Annotated in this window: 15 protein-coding genes and 4 tRNA genes; 3 read left to right on the forward strand and 16 right to left on the reverse strand. The window is 45.3% G+C overall.

Going from position 1 to position 22,007, the window contains the following annotated elements; all coding sequences use genetic code 11:
• Window positions 1-158 precede the first annotated feature (158 nt).
• Both pheT and pheS read right to left on the reverse strand, forming a co-directional pair.
• On the reverse strand, window positions 159-2,564 hold the full coding sequence (gene pheT / locus MU515_RS04520) for a phenylalanine--tRNA ligase subunit beta (RefSeq protein WP_260259187.1): 2,406 nt from the start codon (window positions 2,562-2,564) through the stop codon (window positions 159-161).
• A gap of 16 nt (window positions 2,565-2,580) precedes the next feature.
• A complete protein-coding gene (gene pheS, locus MU515_RS04525; RefSeq protein ID WP_260259188.1) occupies window positions 2,581-3,564 on the reverse strand; it encodes a phenylalanine--tRNA ligase subunit alpha in 984 nt (327 codons plus the stop codon).
• A gap of 236 nt (window positions 3,565-3,800) precedes the next feature.
• Between pheS and MU515_RS04530 the strand changes: the two genes are divergently transcribed.
• Window positions 3,801-4,286, forward strand: coding sequence for a GNAT family N-acetyltransferase (locus MU515_RS04530; protein ID WP_260259189.1), 486 nt, complete (start codon window positions 3,801-3,803; stop codon window positions 4,284-4,286).
• A gap of 34 nt (window positions 4,287-4,320) precedes the next feature.
• Here the strand turns inward: MU515_RS04530 and MU515_RS04535 are convergent, their stop codons facing one another.
• The 5 genes from MU515_RS04535 to MU515_RS04555 all read right to left on the reverse strand — a co-directional run bounded on the left by MU515_RS04535 (window position 4,321) and on the right by MU515_RS04555 (window position 11,008).
• Window positions 4,321-5,436 carry a GGDEF domain-containing protein gene (locus MU515_RS04535; protein ID WP_260259190.1) on the reverse strand — a complete coding sequence of 372 codons (1,116 nt, stop codon included), beginning with the start codon at window positions 5,434-5,436 and terminating at the stop codon, window positions 4,321-4,323.
• A gap of 178 nt (window positions 5,437-5,614) precedes the next feature.
• Window positions 5,615-6,802 (reverse strand): hypothetical protein, encoded by a 1,188-nt coding sequence (locus tag MU515_RS04540; protein ID WP_260259191.1) that lies wholly within the window; start codon window positions 6,800-6,802, stop codon window positions 5,615-5,617.
• Window positions 6,803-6,811: 9 nt separating this feature from the next.
• Window positions 6,812-7,612, reverse strand: coding sequence for an outer membrane lipoprotein-sorting protein (locus tag MU515_RS04545; protein ID WP_260259192.1), 801 nt, complete (start codon window positions 7,610-7,612; stop codon window positions 6,812-6,814).
• A 27-nt stretch (window positions 7,613-7,639) separates the two neighbouring features.
• Entirely contained in the window at window positions 7,640-10,018 is a 2,379-nt protein-coding gene (locus MU515_RS04550) for an efflux RND transporter permease subunit (protein ID WP_260259193.1), read from the reverse strand.
• A 210-nt stretch (window positions 10,019-10,228) separates the two neighbouring features.
• Complete coding sequence (locus tag MU515_RS04555; RefSeq protein ID WP_260259194.1) at window positions 10,229-11,008, reverse strand: TetR/AcrR family transcriptional regulator; 780 nt, start codon at window positions 11,006-11,008, stop codon at window positions 10,229-10,231.
• 225 nt (window positions 11,009-11,233) lie between these two features.
• On the opposite strand from MU515_RS04555, the gene MU515_RS04560 reads away from it, so the two are divergent.
• Complete coding sequence (locus MU515_RS04560; protein WP_260259195.1) at window positions 11,234-12,343, forward strand: PQQ-dependent sugar dehydrogenase; 1,110 nt, start codon at window positions 11,234-11,236, stop codon at window positions 12,341-12,343.
• A 1-nt stretch (window position 12,344) separates the two neighbouring features.
• On the opposite strand, the gene MU515_RS04565 is transcribed toward MU515_RS04560, so the two are convergent.
• The 6 genes from MU515_RS04565 to MU515_RS04590 all read right to left on the reverse strand — a co-directional run bounded on the left by MU515_RS04565 (window position 12,345) and on the right by MU515_RS04590 (window position 15,134).
• Window positions 12,345-13,835, reverse strand: a complete 1,491-nt coding sequence (locus MU515_RS04565) for a diguanylate cyclase (protein ID WP_260259196.1) — start codon at window positions 13,833-13,835, stop codon at window positions 12,345-12,347.
• A gap of 17 nt (window positions 13,836-13,852) precedes the next feature.
• Window positions 13,853-14,359 (reverse strand): hypothetical protein, encoded by a 507-nt coding sequence (locus MU515_RS04570; protein WP_260259197.1) that lies wholly within the window; start codon window positions 14,357-14,359, stop codon window positions 13,853-13,855.
• Between the two features lie 357 nt (window positions 14,360-14,716).
• Window positions 14,717-14,792 (reverse strand) — tRNA-Gly (locus tag MU515_RS04575).
• 15 nt (window positions 14,793-14,807) lie between these two features.
• Window positions 14,808-14,894: transfer RNA gene (locus MU515_RS04580), tRNA-Leu, on the reverse strand.
• A gap of 86 nt (window positions 14,895-14,980) precedes the next feature.
• A tRNA-Gly gene (locus MU515_RS04585) sits at window positions 14,981-15,056 on the reverse strand.
• A gap of 4 nt (window positions 15,057-15,060) precedes the next feature.
• Window positions 15,061-15,134 (reverse strand) — tRNA-Cys (locus MU515_RS04590).
• Between the two features lie 331 nt (window positions 15,135-15,465).
• On the opposite strand from MU515_RS04590, the gene MU515_RS04595 reads away from it, so the two are divergent.
• Window positions 15,466-18,477, forward strand: a complete 3,012-nt coding sequence (locus MU515_RS04595; RefSeq protein WP_260259198.1) for an EAL domain-containing protein — start codon at window positions 15,466-15,468, stop codon at window positions 18,475-18,477.
• Between the two features lie 104 nt (window positions 18,478-18,581).
• On the opposite strand, the gene pgsA is transcribed toward MU515_RS04595, so the two are convergent.
• The 3 genes from pgsA to uvrY all read right to left on the reverse strand — a co-directional run bounded on the left by pgsA (window position 18,582) and on the right by uvrY (window position 21,691).
• A complete protein-coding gene (gene pgsA / locus MU515_RS04600) occupies window positions 18,582-19,139 on the reverse strand; it encodes a CDP-diacylglycerol--glycerol-3-phosphate 3-phosphatidyltransferase (protein WP_260259199.1) in 558 nt (185 codons plus the stop codon).
• Window positions 19,140-19,214: 75 nt separating this feature from the next.
• Window positions 19,215-21,047, reverse strand: coding sequence for an excinuclease ABC subunit UvrC (gene uvrC / locus MU515_RS04605; RefSeq protein WP_260259200.1), 1,833 nt, complete (start codon window positions 21,045-21,047; stop codon window positions 19,215-19,217).
• A complete protein-coding gene (gene uvrY / locus MU515_RS04610) occupies window positions 21,047-21,691 on the reverse strand; it encodes a UvrY/SirA/GacA family response regulator transcription factor (protein ID WP_260259201.1) in 645 nt (214 codons plus the stop codon). The genes uvrC and uvrY overlap by 1 nt, the downstream gene beginning before the upstream one ends.
• Window positions 21,692-22,007 lie beyond the last annotated feature (316 nt).

Genomic DNA, 22,007 nt, shown 5'->3' on the forward strand with positions numbered 1-22,007 from the left:
GTTTATCCTACCGCCTCGAAGAGAAGATAGAAGTTATCCTCGATGGGTTAAGTTGAAACCCAAGAAGTACGCAACAAATAGGAAAAATGCCAGTCAGCTTAACTGACTGGCATTACTCGCAATGCGAGGCCTTTGATTTTCTATCTAATCAGAAGTGATTAGTCACGCAGTGACGCACCAAACTTCTCAGATACGTGAGCAACGATAGCATCAACCGCACCAGCGATGTCTGCATCTTCTAGCGTACGTTCCACTGACTGTAGCGTCAGTGCGATTGCTAGGCTCTTCTTACCTTCTTCAACGCCTTTACCTACGTAAACGTCGAACAGTTTCGCATCTTTCAGGAACTCACCACCTTGCTCTAGACATGCTGCTACGATGTCGCCTGAAGCTACTGCTTCGTCAACAACTACCGCGATGTCACGACGGTTTGATGGGAACTTAGAAAGCTGTACCGCTTCTGGAATCACTTTCGTGTTGATTGCAGACCATTCAACTTCGAATACGATAGTACGGCCGTTTAGACCAAACTTACGCTCTAGTTCTGGGTGAACAGTACCAATCACACCTACCTGCTTACCATCAACGATGATTGCTGCTGATTGGCCTGGGTGAAGTGCTGGGTTCGCCGCTTTGTCTTCTGCTGTTAGTGCAGCAAAAGAGTATGCTTTTTCGTTAGCAGACAGCTCAAGAACAGCCTCTAGGTCGCCTTTTAGGTCAAAGAAATCAACTGTGTTGGTTTCAATGTCCCAATGCTCTTCGCTACGAGTACCAGCAATAACACCAGCAAGCATAGGCTCTTGGCGCATGCCGTTTTCAGCAGATTCACATGGGATGAAACGTAGACCGTATTCGAATAGACGAACACGTGGCTGTTGACGCTTCTGGTTATGAACCACAGTGTTTAGTAGACCTTGGATTAGGCCTAGGCGCATTGCTGACATATCCGCAGAAATTGGGAATGGCAGGATTAATGGCTCAACACCTGGAACAACCAGTTTTTGCTGTTCTGGCTCAACGAAGCTGTAAGTAATTGCTTCTTGGTAACCACGGTCAACCAGTAGGTTACGAACACGCTTAAGTGGCAGATCCGCTTCCACGTGGTTGTGCATCTTAAGTGCTGCAGCAGGGTTTTGATTTGGAATGTTGTCGTAACCGTAGATACGGCCAACTTCTTCAATCAGATCTTGCTCGATAGCGATATCGAAACGCCATGTCGGAGCAACTGCTGCCCAACCTTCTGCTGTTGTTTCAACAGTTAGGCCTAGACGCTCTAGGATTTCAACAACATCAGCATCTGCGATGTGGTGACCTAGTAGGTTATCTAGCTTAGTGCGACGTAGTGATACTTTGTTTGCTTTTGGAAGTTCAGCTTCTGACTCAACGCCAACCACTGGAGCAACTTCACCGCCACAAATCTCAACAAGAAGCTGAGTTGCACGCTCCATTGCGCTTGCTTGCAGTGCGAAGTCCACACCACGCTCAAAACGCATTGAAGAATCAGTGTGCAGACCATAGCTACGTGCACGGCCACGGATGTGGTCAGGTGCGAAGAATGCACACTCAAGTAGCACGTCTTTAGTCTCAGTCGTTACACCAGACTCTTCGCCACCAAAGATACCAGCAATTGCTAGTGCTTTGTTGTGGTCTGCTACAACAAGAGTATCTGCGTTTAGCTCAGCTTCGTTACCGTCAAGAAGAGTAAGTTTCTCGCCTTGTTCAGCCATACGAACCACGATACCGCCTTCAATCTTAGCGAGATCAAATGCGTGCATTGGTTGGCCTTGCTCTAGAAGAACGTAGTTAGTGATGTCTACTACTGGGTCGATAGAGCGGATACCACAACGGCGCAGTTTTTCTTGCATCCATAGTGGTGTTTCAGCTTGAACGTTTACGTTCTTAACTACACGACCTAGGTAACGTGGACATGCCGCAGGTGCTTTCACTTCGATAGATACAGTATCTTCGATTGATGCAGCAACTGCTTCAACAGATGGCTCTGTTACGTCAGCACGGTTTAGTACGCCAACTTCACGAGCTAGACCACGGATGCTGAAACAGTCAGCGCGGTTTGCTGTTAGGTCTACGTCTACGGTTACGTCATCAAGACCTAGGAATTCACGGAAATCGGTACCGATTACTGCGTCTTCTGCTAGTTCCATGATGCCATCAGATTCTACGTCGATGCCTAGTTCAGTGAATGAACAAAGCATGCCGTGTGATGGTTGACCACGTAGTTTGGCTTTTTTGATTTTGAAGTCACCTGGCAGTACAGCACCAACAGTCGCAACCGCTACTTTGATGCCAAGACGACAGTTAGACGCACCACAAACGATGTCTAGTAGCTCTTCAGCACCAACATCTACTTTTGTTACGCGTAGCTTGTCTGCGTCTGGGTGTTGGCCACATTCGACAACTTTGCCCACTTTAACGCCAGTGAAAGAACCAGCTACAGGAAGAACGTCGTCTACCTCTAGGCCAGCCATAGTGATTTGGTGTGTCAGTTCGTCAGTAGATACCGCAGGGTTAACCCACTCACGAAGCCATGATTCGCTGAATTTCATAGGATTTGCCTCTGGATTACTTGAACTGTTTTAGGAAACGAAGATCGTTCTCGAAGAACGCACGTAGATCGTTTACGCCGTAACGCAGCATAGTCAGACGCTCTACACCCATACCGAATGCGAAACCTGAGTATTTCTCTGGGTCGATGCCTACAGAGCGAAGTACGTTAGGGTGAACCATGCCACAGCCTAGTACCTCTAGCCACTTACCGTTTTTACCTTTCACGTCTACTTCAGCTGAAGGCTCTGTGAATGGGAAGTAAGATGGGCGGAAACGCACTTCCACTTCTTCTTCAAAGAAGTTACATAGGAAGTCATGCAGGATGCCTTTAAGCTGCGCGAAGTTTACGTTTTCGTCTACTAGCATGCCTTCCACTTGGTGGAACATTGGCGTATGCGTTTGGTCGTAGTCGTTACGGTAAACGCGGCCAGGAGCGATGAAACGGAAAGGTGGTTTACCATTTTCCATTGTACGAATCTGAACGCCAGACGTGTGAGTACGAAGCATCAAATCTGGGTTAAAGAAGAAAGTATCGTGGTCAGTACGAGCTGGGTGATCTTCCGCAATGTTCAACGCATCAAAGTTATGGAATGCATCTTCGATCTCTGGGCCAGACTCAGTGTTAAAGCCTAGTTCACCAAAGAACTGTTCAATACGCTCAACAGTGCGCGTAACTGGGTGCAAACCGCCGTTTTCAATGCGACGACCTGGTAATGTTACGTCGATAGTTTCTGCCGCTAGCTTAGCTTCTAGTTCAGCACTTTGTAGTGCGTCTTTACGAGCTGCGATAGCTTGCTGAACAACGCCTTTCGCTTTGTTGATCTCTTGACCAGCACTGCGGCGCTCTTCTGGTGGCAGTTTACCTAGGCTTTGAAGCTGAGCCGTTAGCTCACCTTTTTTACCTAGATACTGAACACGCACTTCATCAAGTGCGACTAGCGAATCTGCAGCTTCGATTGCTGCGTTCGCATTAGCAATGATCTCTTCTAGATGTTGCATCGTTTCCTCATCTACCTATGTCTAAGGTTGGCCTTAGCATAAGTGGTAGTGTCCATAAGCGTCCCATACGGGATCTTGGGTCTTCAAATAGCCTTACATAGTAACGAATGCCGTGTCTAAATCCAATCTGAAATCTGTATTCTCACCGCCTTTGTGTAAAAATTCGGCTCTAATGTTGATTGTCCGCAGTTTTGTACCCATATCCAGTGTGAAATAGAGCAATTAAGGAAGCAATTATGTCGCTGGTTATCACTCCGATTGAAGCCCAACATGACCATGAAATCTGCAAAATAATCAAAGCGGTAGGCGCTGAGTTTGGCGCAGTCGGTGAAGGATTTGGCCCATCCGACCCAGAAGTTGAAGCAATGAGCCAACACTATAGTCAGCAAAACAAAAGCCGCTATCTCATTGCACTTGTTGATGGAAAAATCGTTGGCGGCTGTGGACTGGCCCCTTTCGCAGGTTCAGACAGTATCTGTGAGCTGAAAAAGCTGTTTTTATTACCGGAAGGTCGAGGCCTTGGCTTAGGAAGGAAGCTGAGCGAGCAATGCTTTGAGTTCGCTAATCAACAAGGCTTTAAGCAATGTTATTTGGACACTCTCACCTCGATGAAAGCGGCGGTTGCACTGTATGAAAAACTTGGCTTTGAGCACTTAACTGCGCCACTTGCAGGAACAGAGCATAATGGCTGCGATGTGTGGATGTTAAAAGAGCTAGACTAATCTAGCTCTGGGTTATCTTTGCAAACAGACTTTACTACTCGACACTAAGCCAAGCTGAAACCCGGTTGCGACCACTCGATTTGGCTTGATATACCGCGTTATCCGCAAGCTTAATCAAGTCGTGGAAACTGCTCATTTCATCATTACGCTCTGCAATCCCTACGCTAATGCTACCGCGCCAAAATGCCTTGCCTAAGTCCAATTGTACCTCGGCAATATTTTGCTGCACTTTTTGCGCGATATTAAGCCCACCCGCTTGATCTGTATTTGGGCAAATAACGAAAAATTCATCGCCGCCTAACCGGCACACCACATCATCGTTTCTAAAGTGGTCTTTGAGCATCTGTGCGATTTCTTGCAGTACGAGATCACCTGCATCATGACCAGCACTATCGTTAACCTCTTTAAAATGGTCAACATCAATCATAATCGCGACTAAAGGTTCATTTTTCTCTTCCGCTAGTTGCCAAAAATGTCTCAACTGACGCATCGCGCAGCGTCGATTGGGCAACTGAGTCAAAGAGTCGGTTAAAGAAAGTTCTTCCAACTGCTTATTGGCTTTTAATAATTGATGAGTGCGTTCTTCAACCATCTCTTCTAAACGTTGGTTTAGCTCAAGTAAGGCTTTATTGCGCTCTGAAACTTGATCGAACAAACCGGTAAGGGCATTCACAAGCGGCCCTGTACTATTGTCTTGGGCTTTTTCTTCTTGTTCATAAGCGAGCTTAGGGTCAACCCCGCGATCAATCTTCTCAACTTGGCGCGACATGTTCTTATCGATACCCAAGATATGATAAGCCAACCAATGGATGAGGAAGTTGAGCAGGAGCTCCGACGCTTGTTTGTTCTCTTCACTGACAAACGCCTGCATGCTGAAAATTTCAGTCATAAAGGCGCGATGAACTTTGATGTGCTTGTCTAGATGCTCAGGATAAATGCCCTTCTCGCGCATCAAGGTTTCTTCTTCACGAAAGTGAAATTCAGAATAGCGTGAGAGCTCAAACAATACTGTACGGATATCTTGAATTGAAATGCTGTTGTCTTTAACCAAAGCGCCATATCGATTGATGATATCCACCAGCACTTGGTGCTGCTCATCAACCATTTCGATACCTGTTTCGTAACAACTATCCCACACAAATGAGTTCATCGAGTACCTCTTAGAGTACTGACAGCAATACGCCGTAGCCAACTAATACTAATTATTTATGGTTTTTACCCTACCTTAAATACCCTTCTATTTCATGGGGCTTATGCACAAAACGTCACATAAACCGCAAAGCACGCTCGCCTCGCGGTTATTCGGTAAACTCATTGGTCGTAATCGATTAAAAATAGAACTCCAGAGCGACTTGGATAAAGTCATCTTTTCTGCCGAAGTAGAGTAAATCTGATGGGGTTTCATTTTCAAATAGCCATGCGTCAACACGCCATTTTAATTGATTGGTTAATCGACTCGACGCTTCTAGCTTGCCGTTATACACATCGCTGTTATCTAAATCTTGGGTAATACCAAACAGTATCTCCGTGCCATCTTCATCATTGAGCGCTAAACGGGTTCCAACAAAAACATCATTTTGCCCTATTCCCTGAGCATTGGCCCCGCGGCTATCGTACAGATATTCGGCTATCCACCCGACATCCCACACAGAATCGAGTGCGCCAACCCAGGTGTATTCAAAACCGGCAACCAAGGCAGTGTGATGGTCTAAGCTATCTCGGTAAATGGACTCTAGCTTCCACAACCAATCGCCGGCAATACCTTGGACATCAACCCCAACTTGTTTTGCCTGCGCATAAAATGGGCTGAGTTCTTGGCCATTGAATTGATAGTAAGGATCTCGATTTGTTCCCTGAAAATAGCTCAACCCTACATCCCAATCATCCAGCATCACGCTGTAACGCAGTGCGAAATCCACATGCTTTTGCTCTCGGCTCGATTCGTATTTCGCCTCGCCCGTTAACGCGGTCGGCGGCCTTAATCGACCATCAACACCTGCAAAGTTTCGCTCCCGAAAATAGGGCATCAATAGCGCATCAACTGTGCCCCACTCTTTGATGCTGGTAAAATGCACCATGGGTTGGCCTAGCTTCTGCTCACCATCGACAGACTCCACTTCATCGGTTTGGTTAACTACATCGACCAAATGGGCAGACTCCGTTACTCCCCAGAAGACCTTACCAATCCCAGCTCTTAGTTCGTAATCATCCCAATAGGTTAAATACAGAGCCTCCCGAATGTCACCGTGTGTACGCTCTTCATCGAGACTGTCTAAACGAAAAAACGGCCTAAAAGTAAAACTTGCGTCCCCTTCTTGTAACTCCCAGTAAAACTCAGGCTCGACAACAAGAGAGGTTTGATATTCATCTTGTCCTTGCAGACCTTGTTGGAAAAACTGTCGATATTCGAGATTGACCTGCCCAGCGATATCCATTGCCCATGAGGGAAGCGATAGACCACCGGCGATAAGAAGGCTAGCGCTCATTGCGCCAACCTTAATGCTGTTTTGCACCATACCTTTCACCTATTTTACTCGCTTCAAGATATTCTTTTGAAAATCTTTATCTTCAAGGCCCGTCTGAAAGGCTAAATCACTGGTATTTAGCTCGGTGCTTTTACCCGACTGATGATTGACCATCTTCATCTTATGAGCGCGCCAATATTTATCGAGGTACAACTGATAATCGTTGAACGCTAACGTTTTCAGCAATGCGCCTCTACGGTCATAAAATTCGATTTTAAGCGGACGATAATGCTCTGTGTCTAGCCAAACCATCTGCTTGGTATAACCAGAATATTTATCCGTAGGCACCTGCTCCAACACGTAAGCATCCTGTCCTTCAAACTGCTCTTGATTAACCAAGTTAAAGCTGTACTTCTCTAACTCAAACGAGCTGAGATCCTCATAAGAAAATTCACTGCCCATAAATGGGCCCGATTTATTACGTGATGAGATACGCTTCACTCGTTTTAACGCAGGTAAATAAAGCCATTGATCATCAGCATCGACCACATGAGAGTGGTTTAAAAATGCCGTGCCTTTCACATCTCTAGGCTCATCAAAAATGGTCAGCCCTTTGTCACCATCGCCATTAACTTCTAGCGACTTGAGACGCATTAAGCGTGTGCTGCTTTCTCCTGATGCATTACGCAAAATCATCTCCATTGTTGCTACCGAGTCACTCCAACCTTGGTCTCTCACTTTGCGTTCTTGAGCGATTTCTAAACCTCGCTGCGTATCTGCGATAGCATAAAAGCTTGCTGTAATAGTGAGTAGCGATGCTAGCGCTACGCTGTTTACGATTGATTTGATTGTAAATGTCATAGTGTGTCGTCCTTTTCAAACTCTCGCTTAAGCGCGAGAGTCAGCATGTTGAGTGATGTTAGGTTCTACTTGAGGTGTCAGTTGCTGCGAAGGTTGCGGGTAGCTTTTGTTATCAAACTTCATCAGTAGTGCTGGCAGGAATACAAAGTCCACCACTAAGGCAATAAAAATAACAATGGCACTGAGTAGCCCCATATCGGCATTGAGGCGGAAGGTAGACATAGCCAGCACGCTAAAGCCTGCCACTAATACCACCGTAGTAATCCATAATGCTCTACCTACGGTATGAAAAGCGTAGCGAACGGCTTGTTCCGCATCCTGCCCCATCTTACGAGCGCGTTGATACTTTGATAGGAAGTGCACTGAGTCATCCACAACGATACCGAGTGTCAAGGTCACCACCACCGATAGGCCAAGGTTAATTTCGCCCGACAATAAGGCCCACAAACCAAAGCCTATGATGGCTGGTGCGACATTAGGCATTAAGCTGATCACGCCAAGACGCAGCGAGCGCAAAGAGAAAATCATTAAAGCGGAGATCAGTACTAAAGTGATTGGCAAGGTAGAAAGCATACTCGCCATGTTGGTCTCACCGATGTGAGCAAACATTAAGGTCGGGCTCGACGCCACCACTTCGTATTGAGGAGCATTAGAGGCAAACCAAGCGTAAATACGGTTCTCTAAATCTACCAGCTCTACACTGCCCAAGTTATCCGTGGTTAATACCAACTTCACAGATGACTTATCAACGTTAATCTGGTTGTTCAAATCCAAACCAAACGGTAAGGACATCTCATACAGCAGCAGATATTGTGCAGCTAGCTCTCTCTCTTGTGGCAAACGGTAGTAACTTTCATCATCCCCGTGCATGTTTTTGTTTAGGCGTTTATACACGTCTGACAGTGTCGCTACATGGTCAGTTTCAGGCTGGTCACGAAGCCAATCACTAAAATTATTCAAAGTATTGAGGAACGTTGGATCTGAGATGCCTTGCGATTCTGCTGTCTTAATCGCAATGCTGATATTTGTCATCCCGCTGATTCGCTGCTCCATAAAGTCAGCCGCTTGACGGAACTCACTACGCTGATCGAAGTATTTGACCGACTCATCATTCACTTTGTTAAGAGGGATTAATGCGGCCGCTGCGACAATTACCAATGCCGATACAGGCAAGAGCAGTTTTCGATTTGCAACAACAAGATCGCCCAAGCTATCCATAAAGGTACGAGGTTCGTCTTTGCCCTGCGCATATGCTTTAACGCGTATAGGCAAAATCTTAAGCAGTGCTGGAAGTAAGGTAACTGACAACAAGCAGGCAATCATCACGCCTAATGCCGCTAAGTTACCAAAGTCACGTAGCACTGGAGAATCTGACATGTTCATCATCAAGAAACCAATTGCAGTGGTCACTGAGGTAATCAATATCGGCATCGCATTAATCGCAACACTATGGTTGATTGCATGAGCCTTACTATCACCGTGCTGCATACGTTGGCGCATAGTCGCAATAACATGCACGCAGTCGGCCACGGCCAGTGTCATTACCAAGGTAGGAATATTGACCGTTGCGGTACTTAAGAACATGCCTGCCCAACCAGACAGCCCCAATGTTGAGCTAACAGATGTAATGATGACTATCAGCGTGGCGATTACGCTAACAAACGAGCGCAACATGATGGTTAAGAACACCAATATAACTAGCAGCATACTGGGTACTAACGTTGCACTGTCTTCTTGGGCTGCGACCATAAATGCATCGTTCAGTGCAATGATGCCCGCCTTGTGGAACTCTACTTGAGGGTAAAGCTGCTGATATTTTTCTATCAGTTGGTCGGTATAAACTACTGCCTCGATGGTTTCCGCTGTTTTGTCGATTTCCGGAAGTTGCACGGTAATGTTGATAACCGAGACATCGCCAGCTTTGGAGACCATTGAATCAACAATAGCGGGCTCGTTGAGTGCGATATTTTTCGCTCGCTCAATACGCTCTGGGGTCAGCGGATAATCTTCGAACAAAAGATCCTCAACTAACAAATCATCTTGTTCCGCTTCGGTATGCTGGTAATTTGCCAGAGAATCTACTCGGCTCGCATACGGCACTTGCCACGCATCATAAGTGAACTGCTGAATCAGCGTTAAAGTGCTTTCAGTGAATACATTGCGATCTTTAGGCGCAATGATAATGGATAAGTTGTCGGATTTAGCAAAAGTCGTTTGAATTTCATCAAAGGCCATTAACTGCTTATTCTGGCCATCGAAAAAGATGTCGTAATCACCGCGAAAATAGAGGTTTTTACCTCCAATAGTTGCAGCAACTATCAAGCCTATCATGGCCGTAACTATCCACCAGGTGAATCGAGTAGGCCAAGTAAACCATGCGTTTGAATTGGGATTGGTCGCGTTCATCACACTCTCCATTTGTGACGCTTCGTCAATTATGTCTATTTAAAATCCAGCAATTCGCTGGATTTTAAGTAAACTCGATCATCTTCCTATTAAACAAGGAAGCTGCATCAAAAATTGACGAATCGTCATCAAATGGCAAAATAAAAAGTCGAAGATAGACAACTCGACCTCATTACCTACTCGTTAGGACTTATCCATCTCTCTTAGAGATTAACGCCCAACTGAGTGTAAGTATTCGATTTCATCGTTAAAGAGTTCTGTTTCAACACGTTGCCATGTTTTGCGGTAGTCCCACTCGGTAGACAGTGGTTTCCAATCGAGACCATCGAGCAACATATTGGCATTGTGTAATACGGAAAACGGATCTTGAATACGCTTAATACAACGGCTGTTCGATGCATTCTGAGCTAATGCATTTGAACCAAATGCAATTGACCAGTTAGCAAAGACAATAGAGTCAGAACCAATACCAGGAGAGAACTTTAAATCTCCTGATTCGACAGCACGATTGATCAGGTCGTCTGCGTAATCAATAAGTTGTTCTTCCAACTCATTCAGTTCTTTTACTCTCTCTGGGGAGGCTTTTTCTAGTACCCATGGACTCTTAGCCATAATGGCGCACGTAGATAGCACAGGCTCCATTCGAGCATAAATGCGATAACTTACATGCATCGCAATCACCCGTTCACGCGAATTACCTTCAAACTCCGCTGAACGCGCAAACAGCAACGATTCGGTTTTTAGCGAATGAATGCATAACGCAATGATCACATCTTCTTTGCTGCAAAAATGATTGTAAATGGTACCTTTAGAATAAGGGCTCATCGCGGTGAGCTTATCCATCGTTAAGTTACCAAAGCCTTGCTCTTGAACAAGAGACTTCGCCAGTAATATGAGCTCTATCTCTCTATCTGCAATGGCTTGTTGTTTCTTGGTTAACCCCAATGAACAACCTTCACCTTTTTTGTTTTTACAGCTAAAGCTAAACATGTTCTACCAAGCCTATGTCTTAAGTTACTCCCTAACCATTTCATTGTAACACGATTCGAAACACGCCCCGAACTCGTTTTTTATGACGACTCGTCATTTTTGACACTTCGTCATAATAGCTCACCAAATGAGCAGATCAAGTGGTTTTATAAAATTAGCGAATAATTATTCCATTAGAACATTTTGCTAAGCTATAAATTAGGGAAAACACCAAGGATGATATTTATGTCTCGACGTCACCGGCTGCTGCTATTGATCCTAATCACCACCTTACCTAGCATCGTATACGCTGATACATCTGATCACTTAAAAGAAGACCGTTGGAATGTAGAAACCATTTACACCGGTTTGAATGTTCCATGGGGATTAAGCGCTCTCGATCCAAATCGAATGCTTGTCAGTGAGCGCAATGGGCAAATTGGCATACTTTATATATCAGACAAACGCTACCAACCTATCTATCAACTGCCTGATGTTGTGGTGACGGGTCAAGGCGGTCTTTTAGATATCGCGCTGTCCCCTTTCGAACCACATAAAGTTTATTTCACGTATGCGAAACGCTCCAATAAAGCAATTGAGACCGTACTGGCACAAGCTACGCTCAATAAAGAGTCGCTAAGCGAAGTCACGGTTTTATTCACAGCACAATCTGGCTCGACTTCTGGTCGCCATTTCGGTAGCCGAATTGCCTTTGATGACAAATATCTCTACTTCTCAATAGGAGATCGCGCAGAGCGAGACAATGGGCAAGACTTAGCCACTCACGCGGGCAGCATCGTTAGACTGAACCCTGACGGTACAATTCCTAGCGATAACCCGTTTACGACGAAACCAGAGGCGCAGGCCGCAATTTGGAGTTACGGGCACAGGAACCCTCAAGGGCTCATATTTGATAAACATTTAGATAGGCTATGGTCGGTTGAACATGGCCCAAGAGGTGGTGATGAAATTAACATCATAGCCAAAGGAAAAAACTATGGCTGGCCAATAACCTCACACGGTAAGGAGTATTGGGGGCCAATTGCCGTGGGGGAAGCGAAAGAGAAACAAGGTATTGTCTCACCGAGTAAAGTCTATATCCCGTCAATCGCTCCTAGCTCTCTTGCCATATATCGCCATGACAAGCACAACACGCTCAACAACTCCCTATTGATTGGTGCATTAAAACTGACTCATATCAATGTGGTTAAGCTTGATGCCCAGGGTAACATTGCTTCTGAACAACGCATTTTACAGCAGCTCGGTGAACGAATCAGAGATATTGAAGTATCTAAAGACGGCGAGATATATTTCAGTACCGATAGCGGCAAGATATACCGCTTAGTCGCTGAGTGATTTAAGCAGGTTCTACCGCGAGATCGGCGCTGAATACATTGGCCCACGCAACGCGATTACGCCCAGCGCTTTTACATTCATAAAGTGCTTTATCCGCTGTCGCAAACAGCGACTCAACCAAATGCTCATAAGTACTTTCTTCACTGCCTAGGGCGTCTTTTTGAGCTAAAGCACCGCCAATAGAGATGGTTATTTTCCCGTACGGAGCATTACCGACGTGTTCAACGTTCAAGTCTTCAATTGCTCGCCTTACCAACTCTCCTACACGCTCAAGTTCATTGCGGTCGTGACGGGCGCATAGAACCACAAATTCTTCCCCACCATAGCGGAAGGCCATATCGACGTTAGTCAGTGCCTTCTGCACGTTACAAGCAACCGCAGCCAATGCTGCATCGCCCTGCATGTGACCATAAATATCATTGAAGGCTTTAAAGTTATCGATATCGATAATCATCAAGCCCACATATTTACCCTGCAAAACGTTATTTTTGATGTAGGGCTGTGATGTGCGCGCATATTTGTAACGCGAACCTAGCCCAGTGAGAGGATCAGCATCGGATTTTGCCCGCAATGAGTTCATTTGACGGTCTATTTTAAGCAGCAGCCCTTTGTAAGCCTGCGCCAATTGGCCAATTTCATCGGAACGCGTAAGCTCCGGTAGATCCTTGATGTTACTGTAGGTCTCCTCGCCGCTCATGCTCTTAGCGAGGTTTTTCAATGGCGCAACTACCCAATGCGTTGCCCACAATACCACCGCCACTGACAATATGACCGCAAACAAGGCTTCGACCATGATATCTTTCATCAACTTGTGTTTGATATTGGCCAACTTGCTGGCATCAATCACCGCCCACAACTCACCGCCGTTTTTGTTTCTTAGTGGCAGTACCACATGTAACAAGTATTCTTGCTCTTGAAGGAAATAGTGCTCTTGAGTTTTAACCGGTTTTTGCCATTTTACCGTGGCAGTATTTTCTTTGCCGTAGCTTTTTGTCAGCGCTTGGTACTCTGCTTGTGCTTTATTAAGTAAATAGTTGAGTTTACGAGTTTTGATGGTATTGAAGCTTTCGACTTCTTTGAGCAACGCGGTCAGTTTTTCCACCCGTTGCTGCGCTGCGGCAATTTCTTGCGGTTCAACATCGGCACGCCACACTTCACGCTCAACAGGCAAATAGCGAACATGGACAGACTGACCAGAGTAATCTGACGTACCTTGAATATCAACAAACAAAATATCGTCTACCACGGCTAACGAATCAAGGGTTTGTGGCATGGTTAAGTTGGCGTAATTAATGCCAGACACGGCGGTAGAGAAAGTGTTCACGTGAGGATGAAGGGATTGTTTTGCAAGCGACGCTGAATAATCGATTTGACGATGCCATTCACTGTCAAAGCGCGCCATACTCAGGCCACTAATGATCAGCAACGCCAATAACAGATGCGAAACCAACAGCATCTGATTAATACTCAGCCTTTTTACGACATTGATCATTTGTGCTTACCTTCTACCTACTTCACTCCAGCTCGATCTAGGTCAGTACATATTCCGTTCACACAAATATCCTTATAAGTGCTATGACAACTTTGGCAGTAACTGGGTTTTAACGTGGGATGAGAATGGCTTATATCCTCACCCTTGGGGTTGTAACTGCCATATATAGCTTCGCCGCCTATATGCTCTGTTACCCACAAAATACCGGGGGTTTCTGTAAAAGCCACCGCGGTTGGGCCGTCACTGTATGGCCCTTGGGTAAAAAATTCATCCAGCTTTTCAGGGTTGACTCGAATAGTGACAGGAGAACCCTGCCCTTCATTAATCCAACTGTATGCCTGAACGGTTTGTTGGAAAAAGAGTGACGCGTCTGCAGGCAAGACGGTATCCGCAGGGTAGTTCATGGTCTCTTTTACTAAGACCCATGATTCCCAGCCGACGGGATAACTTGCGAGTGACTCAGCTCTTAAACTCGGAGAAAGAAAAAGAGCCTGTACTACGATAAAAATCGACAGTGCTTTCATTCTCAACCTATCAATGCACGCTGAAATGCCAAATGTAATTATTGTTTTGCTGATGTTTATCTCATTGAAATAAAGATTTACATCTATTGCAGAAATGATCTTATTCGATTCTATGTGTGATTAGTATTGTTTTTGCACAGGAAACGGCAGTGACTATTAAGCGTGTGTGCTGAATCATAAAAAACGCGCTCTGTTTCATTAGTTTCCGCGTCAAAATGGCGTTGACCATGAACGAATCTGCTTAACTATTCGCATTTAGGCGCTTAATCATGCTGTGGTAGCCACAGCTAAAACCAAAGTATGGAGGGTTAATTGGAAGATACAAAAAAGCCCCGACATAAGTCGAGGCTTTCTGTTTGGAGCGACACACGAGGTTCGAACTCGTGACCTCAACCTTGGCAAGGTTGCGCTCTACCAACTGAGCTAGTGTCGCAATGTAAGGTTTAGATGGTGCCCCGGGCCGGACTTGAACCGGCACAACGCGAACGTCGAGGGATTTTAAATCCCTTGTGTCTACCAATTCCACCACCAGGGCACACAAATCTAAATTTGTGAGGCCTTTACTGAAGTAAGTAAAACACCATCTAGATATCGACTTTGGTTAATCGCTATCTTTTAATTTGGAGCGACACACGAGGTTCGAACTCGTGACCTCAACCTTGGCAAGGTTGCGCTCTACCAACTGAGCTAGTGTCGCAAAATGGAGGCGCCTCCCGGAGTCGAACCGAGGTCCACGGATTTGCAATCCGCTGCATAGCCACTCTGCCAAGGCGCCTTCGTATCCCGAAACGTTTATCGCGTTCCTCTTGGGTACGGGATGCATTCTACGGATTCGCTCTAACGAGTCAACACTATTTTTGATTTTTCTAATCGTTTGAGCAAATTACGTTCAAAGGCGCTTTAAATTGTACTTTTCTTAGTCATCAGAAAGAGAAAGATCAAGTGTGATTCTCTCAAGCAATGCCTTTTGCCACTGGGTCACGCATGCACGCGCTTCGTGAGCGAGTTTACAAATTCAAAGTAATGTTATTCAGCATTACTCAATAGTCTTTAGAATGGTATTCCAAACAGTAGTGCTTGTGGGGAGCTCGATTGGTATTCCAGTTATGAGAAATCAACGAAACGATTATAGACCAACGATCGGCATTATTATGCCAATGTTAAGTGGCTTTTATATGGGTGAGATAAACGCAACTCTGCGTAAACTCGCCAGTGAACAAGAAGTAAACCTTATCTTCATTCGCTCCGGTGACAAAAGAGACTTTTCTCTTAATGTGTCACTCGCTCATATTGATGCCCTTATCGTCGTCCTCCACTCTGCTACTCACAAGCTTGTCGAACAAGCCATCAAGCAAGACATCCCCGTTTTTTCTATGGGAGCTAGCTATAACCCTCTTCCAGTAGAACAATTTTATAGTGACCAAACCCAAGGCGTCGCCGAGCTTTACCAGTGGCTCACAGAGCAAGGCCATCAAAAAATAGGCTTTTGTGGTGATCTGAATGTCAACGATATCAGAGAGCGCTATAACTCTTATCGCAATCAAATTGCTGAACCATTTAACCCTGAATTGCTCTTTTCAGTTCACAACTGCTATTTAGCAGGCGGTCGTGATGGCGCGGTGTTATTTCAGCAGCGCAACCAACCTTGCAGTGCAATCATTTGTGCCACTGACCACAATGCCATCGGCATGATTGAGCAGCTGACTCATTTAGGCTACCGCGTACCTGAAGATATTGCTGTAGTAGGCATCGATAATATCTTTGCGGGTAAACACACTAGCCCTAGTCTAACCACGGTTGATCAGCAGCTAGAGGCCTTGACCACCCATGTCTTCAACCGCGCAGTCTCTCGCATTAATGGCGTGGCTTTTTCTTCTCAAATCTACACCCAAGCGCAAAAGCTGATTCGACGCAGCTCTTGTGGTAATCAAGCACTCGATGATGCAGAAGCAACACACTCGATTCGCTCAGCGATATCGCAAAGTACGCGCACATCCACCTCAGAGATATTTGATAACTTCTATTCACAAGCTAAGGGCGGTTTCGATGCTATCTTAGACGCCAAAAGCCTCTATGGCAGTGGCTTAGACTGGGCTTGTTTAGCCTCATCCAGCGACAAAGATTATTGTATCGAGAGTTGGGCGGAATCAGGTATGACCCAGCCTACCCCTATCCCGCAAGATTCTGGCTTGAATGATAGAATTGAAGAGTTTCCTTTTCTGCAAGGTTGCCCGCACTATGTGGCAACAATTTTGCCAATCGCGACCGGTCAAAATAACCGTTGGAAACTGGTGGCAGTGATTGATGGTGTTTCACAGCTGCACAAGATTAATCCGCAAGATATGTTTAACAACTATCTTGATATGTTGGCGCTCTTTATCGAGCGTGATGAATTAGTCTCCACCAGCAATCAAAAAGAACAAAAGTCCCAGCAACTTTTACAACAGCTTGAAGTGGTATCGAATAGCTCTAATGACGGAATTTGGGAATGGGACTTAAAAACCAAAAAGTTTCGCTTAAATGCGCGTATGCTGTCGATCATCGGTGAAAAGTCATCTAAGACCACATCAATATTTGGCTTGAGACAATTCGTTGAACTCATCCATGCTGAAGACCTTTCTCGCATTGAAGATAGTATTCAAGCGCACTTAACTGATCACCATCCATTCAAGGTTGAATTTAGACTACGCCAAAATTGTGGCCAGTACATTTGGGTGAAAGCGAGCGGCTCAGCTGTCTATGAAGCAAACGGCTCTCCGGTGCGAATCATTGGATCGATCAGTGATATTACCGAGCAAATGAACAGCCAAGAAAAGATTCATCGCATGGCCTATTATGATGCGCTGACAGGGGCTGCCAACCGCCGAATGATCATCGAAAACATCAGTCATCATATCGAACAATGCCCTGCTCAGCCGCGCGCGGTGATGATGATGGATTTGAATCGCTTTAAAATGATTAACGATTCTTTTGGTCATCATGTTGGAGATGCGTTACTGATCCACGTGGCGAAAGAACTTCAACATTATTTGGGTGAGCGCCATCAACTTGCCCGCTTAGGCGGCGATGAGTTTCTCTTTTTCTGTGATGTCGCCGATCATCAAAGTGCCACTCAGCTTGCTAACGATATTCTGCAAACCATTGCTAAACCAATGGTGTGTGACAACATCGAAATCACCGCGCAAGGCAGTATCGGCATTGCTATGTACCCACTTGATGCTGAGTCGGCCGAAGACTTGATCAAACGTGCAGACATGGCCATGTATCAAGCTAAACGCCAAGGTAACGCCTCTCCGGTTTGCTTTAATCACCAAGAAGAAAGTGCGCTGTTGGATGAAGTGACCATTGAGCATCACCTAAAACGCGCCCTCAGCAATGATGAGATTCAGCTTAATTACCAACCTTTATATAACCCAACCAGTAACAAGTTCGAAGGTGTAGAAGCGCTCGCGAGATGGCACTCTCCTCAGCTGGGTTATATTCCGCCAACCCGTTTCATTGAAATTGCTGAGCGCAGCCAGCTCATTAATGATTTAGGCCGTTATCTGCTGCACAAGATTTGTGAAGACATTAAGCACTCGCCAAAGTTGAAGGAACTCAAGCACATTTCAATCAACATCAGCGCCAAGCAGCTTATCCAAGAGCACTTTGCCACTGATGTACTGAGCATCATCAGTCATCATCAGCTTGATGCTCGTCAGTTCTGTTTTGAAGTGACGGAAACGGCGGCCATTTCCGATTTTTCTCGTTGCCTATCGGCTCTTGAAGAGCTGAAAAAAGCTGGCGCGTACTTATCGCTCGATGATTTTGGCACTGGCTTCTCATCGTTATCACTACTGCACCACTTGCCAGTAGATGAAATAAAAATCGATCGCTCATTCGTTGCTGATATTGTCAACGATGACGCTCAACTTAACTTTGTTTCGACCATTCTACTAATGGGTCATCAACTTGGGTTACGCGTAACCATTGAAGGGGTTGAAACTCAGCAACATCTCGACAAGCTCAAACAGCTCAATGCCGATTTACTGCAAGGCTACTATTTTGCTAAACCGCTGCCACTGGAACTGTTCAATGAAAAGATGTCCGCGTCGCATGAAACCATTGCTGAAAGTTAGTCATACGACTCTCAACCAATAAAAAAGACCTGCTGAAAACAGCAGGTCTTTTTGTAGGATTCTTTTTAGTGCAATGTGACCAAATCAGTCACAGCACAAAGCCGTTATTGATGCTCTTCGCTTAATAGGTCATCTTTAGCAGCCATTAGGTATTGAGCCATTGACCAGTAAGTCAGCACAGTAGCGATGTATAGAGCGCCGTAACCTAACCAGATCATCCAATCGTCATAACGCCAGATTAATACCCACAATGCAAACATCTGAGCCAGAGTTTTGAATTTACCAACCCAAGAAACTGCCACGCTCGCGCGTTTACCAATTTCAGCCATCCACTCACGTAGTGCAGAGATGATGATCTCTCGTCCAATCATGGTCACCGCAGGAATGGTAATCCAAATCGAATGGTAATGCTCAGTAATCAAAATCAGAGCCGTTGCCACTAGTACTTTATCCGCCACTGGATCGATAAACGCACCAAAGCGTGAGGTTTGGCCTAGCTTGCGTGCTAGCATGCCATCTAACCAATCGGTAAAGCCTGCTACCCAAAACACCATTGCCGCTGCAAACGGAGCCCAGCTGTAAGGGAGATAAAAAACCACAACAAAAACTGGGATTAAGAACAGTCGGAGTAGTGAAAGAATGTTTGGGATATTGAAACGCATAGTTATTTGGCTCTTATTGTTTGCGTATGCACTGTTTGCTGCCTAAAAACAGGCCCTTATGGTGCGGGATTTTTGCTATTGTTTCAATGCTTGATAAATGTTTTCTGCCAAAGATCGAGAGATACCAGGTACTTTGGCGATTTCTTCAACAGTCGCGCGTTTTAGCTCTTGCAATCCGCCCATATATTTCAACAGTGCTTGTCTGCGTTTCGGCCCAATACCTTCAATACCTTCTAATGCACTGGTTCTACGCGTTTTTCCACGTTTAGCACGGTGACCAGCAATAGCGTGGTTATGGCTTTCATCGCGAATATGTTGCATCAGATGCAGTGCTGGTGCATCACTCGGTAAGTTAAATTCGTCACCATCTGTGGTAATCAAAGTTTCCAAACCTGGTTTGCGGGTCACCCCTTTGGCAATACCAATCAAACGTGGACGTTTTGGCCAATCACCCCAATATTGGGTAATGATCTCATGTGCGCGGTTCAGTTGCCCTTTACCACCATCGATAAACACAATATCGGGAATCTTATCCACATCCAGTTGCTTAGAATAGCGGCGCTCTAACGCTTGCCCCATCGCAGCATAATCATCACCACCCGTAATGCCAGTGATATTGTAACGTCGGTACTCTTGCCTTACTGGCCCTTCCTGATTAAATACCACACACGATGCGATAGTGCTTTCACCCATAGTGTGGGAAATATCAAAACACTCCATTCGATTAATCGAATCCATCGCCAACAACTCCGTCAACTCTTTAAAGCGCTGGGAGATGGTCATCTTATGATTAATCTTGGTGGTAATCGCAGTTAACGCGTTAGTATTTGAGAGCTTTAAGTAGCGCCCTCTTGTACCAGTCGGGTTAACGTGGAAGTGCACCTTACGCCCAGCAATAGAACCAAGCGCTTCTTGCAAAGAGCCGGTGTCATCAAGCAAACCCGAATTTAAGATAATACGGGTCGGCACTGTTCGCGCTTCATTGTGGCTAAGGTAATATTGACTCAGAAAGCTATAGAACACTTCTTCTGACGTGGTGTTATTAGGAATCTTGGGGAAGTGGCTACGACTGCCCAACACCTTACCTTGGCGAATCATCAAGATATGGATACATGCGATGCCATTCTCTTGAGCAAAGCCCAGCACATCCATGTCATCCATACTGTCTTCAGACACAAACTGCTGCTCTTGAACTCGGCGAATAGCTTGGATCTGATCGCGAAACTTGGCTGCATCTTCAAACTTCAATTGCTGACTGGCCTGCTCCATCTTTTGTACCAGCGTCTCTAACACTTGCTTATCTTTGCCTTGCAAAAACAAGCGCACGTAATCGACCAGTTCCTGATATTCCTCATCCGAGATAATGCTACTGACACAAGGGCCTGCGCAGCGGCCAATCTGATACATCAGGCAAGGACGAGTGCGATTGCTATAAACGGTGTCTTCACATTGGCGAACGGGGAAAATCTTTTGGATCAGATGAAGCGTTTCTCGTACCGCACCTGAATCAGGATACGGGCCAAAATACTCACCTTTACGACGCTTAGCACCACGATGCATCGACAATCGCGGGTGTTTATGGCCGCTGACAAAGATATAGGGGTATGATTTATCATCACGCAATAGAACGTTGTACTTCGGTAAGTACTGCTTGATGTAATTGTGTTCGAGAATCAGCGCCTCTGTCTCGGTATGGGTCACCGTGACATCAATCTTATCGATGTTGCTGACGAGCGCTCGGGTCTTTTCACTGTCAACTTTGCTACGAAAGTAACTGGAAAGGCGCTTTTTAAGATCTTTTGCTTTACCGACGTAAATAACCACCGACTCGGCGTTATACATTCGATATACGCCGGGTTGGTTGGTTACCGTCTTTAAAAAAGAAGCTGAGTCAAAGGACAAACCCACTATAACGTCTCGGTATCTAGCATTCCATGTCGGATAGCAAGGTGAGTCAGTTCTACATCACCGTTGATATCGAGCTTAGCAAACAGTCGATAACGATAGCTATTCACTGTTTTCGGGCTCAGGCTTAGCTGTTCTGAAATATCAGTAACCTTTTGGCCTTTGGTTATCATCATCATGATCTGCAACTCTCGCTCTGACAGATCGGCAAATGGATTTTCCGATGCTGGAGAGAATTGGCTAAGCGCCATCTGTTGAGCAATTTCAGGTGAAATATAGCGTTGACCACTATTCACCACACGAATTGCATTGACCATTTCGTCAGGGCCAGCGCCTTTGGTCAAATAACCAGCAGCTCCAGCTTGCATCACTTTAGTTGGAAACGGATTTTCCGTATGAACAGTTAAAACGATGATTTTTACATCCGGATTGAAACGCAGGATTTTTTTGGTCGCTTCTAAGCCACCGATACCCGGCATATTCATATCCATCAAAATGACGTCAACATGATTGTTACGACACCATTTTACTGCGTCTTCACCGCTTTCAGCTTCCCCTGCCACGTTCATTCCACGGACGTCTTCAATAATACGTCGTATCCCTGTGCGAACCAGCTCGTGATCATCTACAAGGAAAACACTTATCAAACTTGTATCTCCACACTTATTAATTGGCTTGGCTCTGCACCCACCTAGATAGTTAGGCGGATAGCAACTTGGTTGCCTAGTTTAACCTAAAAATGAAAATTTCATTAGTCCGAATATGTGCCGAAACGCAAAGTTTAGCAAGAACTAATTTTCACTTCTGACGCGTTAATTGCAAATATGCGACTAATCAATACGTTAGACGATATCATTGGTTTTCATTCATTTTGTGATTATTCAACTCGTTTAATTTCAACTGATGGATTGAAACTGAAACACTTTTCATTTATTTTTGCGCTTGGTGTTTTTTTGAATGCCG

It is taken from the genome of Vibrio intestinalis (assembly GCF_025195085.2).
Lineage (GTDB): Bacteria > Pseudomonadota > Gammaproteobacteria > Enterobacterales > Vibrionaceae > Vibrio > Vibrio intestinalis.

What these genes read in the sequence shown, in the direction of transcription:
- pheT (WP_260259187.1), bottom strand. Translation starts at nt 2,564, where the DNA reads ATGAAATTCAGCGAATCATGGCTTCGTGAGTGGGTTAACCCTGCGGTA.
- pheS (WP_260259188.1), bottom strand. Translation starts at nt 3,564, where the DNA reads ATGCAACATCTAGAAGAGATCATTGCTAATGCGAACGCAGCAATCGAA.
- MU515_RS04530 (WP_260259189.1), top strand. Translation starts at nt 3,801, where the DNA reads ATGTCGCTGGTTATCACTCCGATTGAAGCCCAACATGACCATGAAATC.
- MU515_RS04535 (WP_260259190.1), bottom strand. Translation starts at nt 5,436, where the DNA reads ATGAACTCATTTGTGTGGGATAGTTGTTACGAAACAGGTATCGAAATG.
- MU515_RS04540 (WP_260259191.1), bottom strand. Translation starts at nt 6,802, where the DNA reads ATGGTGCAAAACAGCATTAAGGTTGGCGCAATGAGCGCTAGCCTTCTT.
- MU515_RS04545 (WP_260259192.1), bottom strand. Translation starts at nt 7,612, where the DNA reads ATGACATTTACAATCAAATCAATCGTAAACAGCGTAGCGCTAGCATCG.
- MU515_RS04550 (WP_260259193.1), bottom strand. Translation starts at nt 10,018, where the DNA reads ATGAACGCGACCAATCCCAATTCAAACGCATGGTTTACTTGGCCTACT.
- MU515_RS04555 (WP_260259194.1), bottom strand. Translation starts at nt 11,008, where the DNA reads ATGTTTAGCTTTAGCTGTAAAAACAAAAAAGGTGAAGGTTGTTCATTG.
- MU515_RS04560 (WP_260259195.1), top strand. Translation starts at nt 11,234, where the DNA reads ATGTCTCGACGTCACCGGCTGCTGCTATTGATCCTAATCACCACCTTA.
- MU515_RS04565 (WP_260259196.1), bottom strand. Translation starts at nt 13,835, where the DNA reads ATGATCAATGTCGTAAAAAGGCTGAGTATTAATCAGATGCTGTTGGTT.
- MU515_RS04570 (WP_260259197.1), bottom strand. Translation starts at nt 14,359, where the DNA reads ATGAAAGCACTGTCGATTTTTATCGTAGTACAGGCTCTTTTTCTTTCT.
- MU515_RS04595 (WP_260259198.1), top strand. Translation starts at nt 15,466, where the DNA reads ATGAGAAATCAACGAAACGATTATAGACCAACGATCGGCATTATTATG.
- pgsA (WP_260259199.1), bottom strand. Translation starts at nt 19,139, where the DNA reads ATGCGTTTCAATATCCCAAACATTCTTTCACTACTCCGACTGTTCTTA.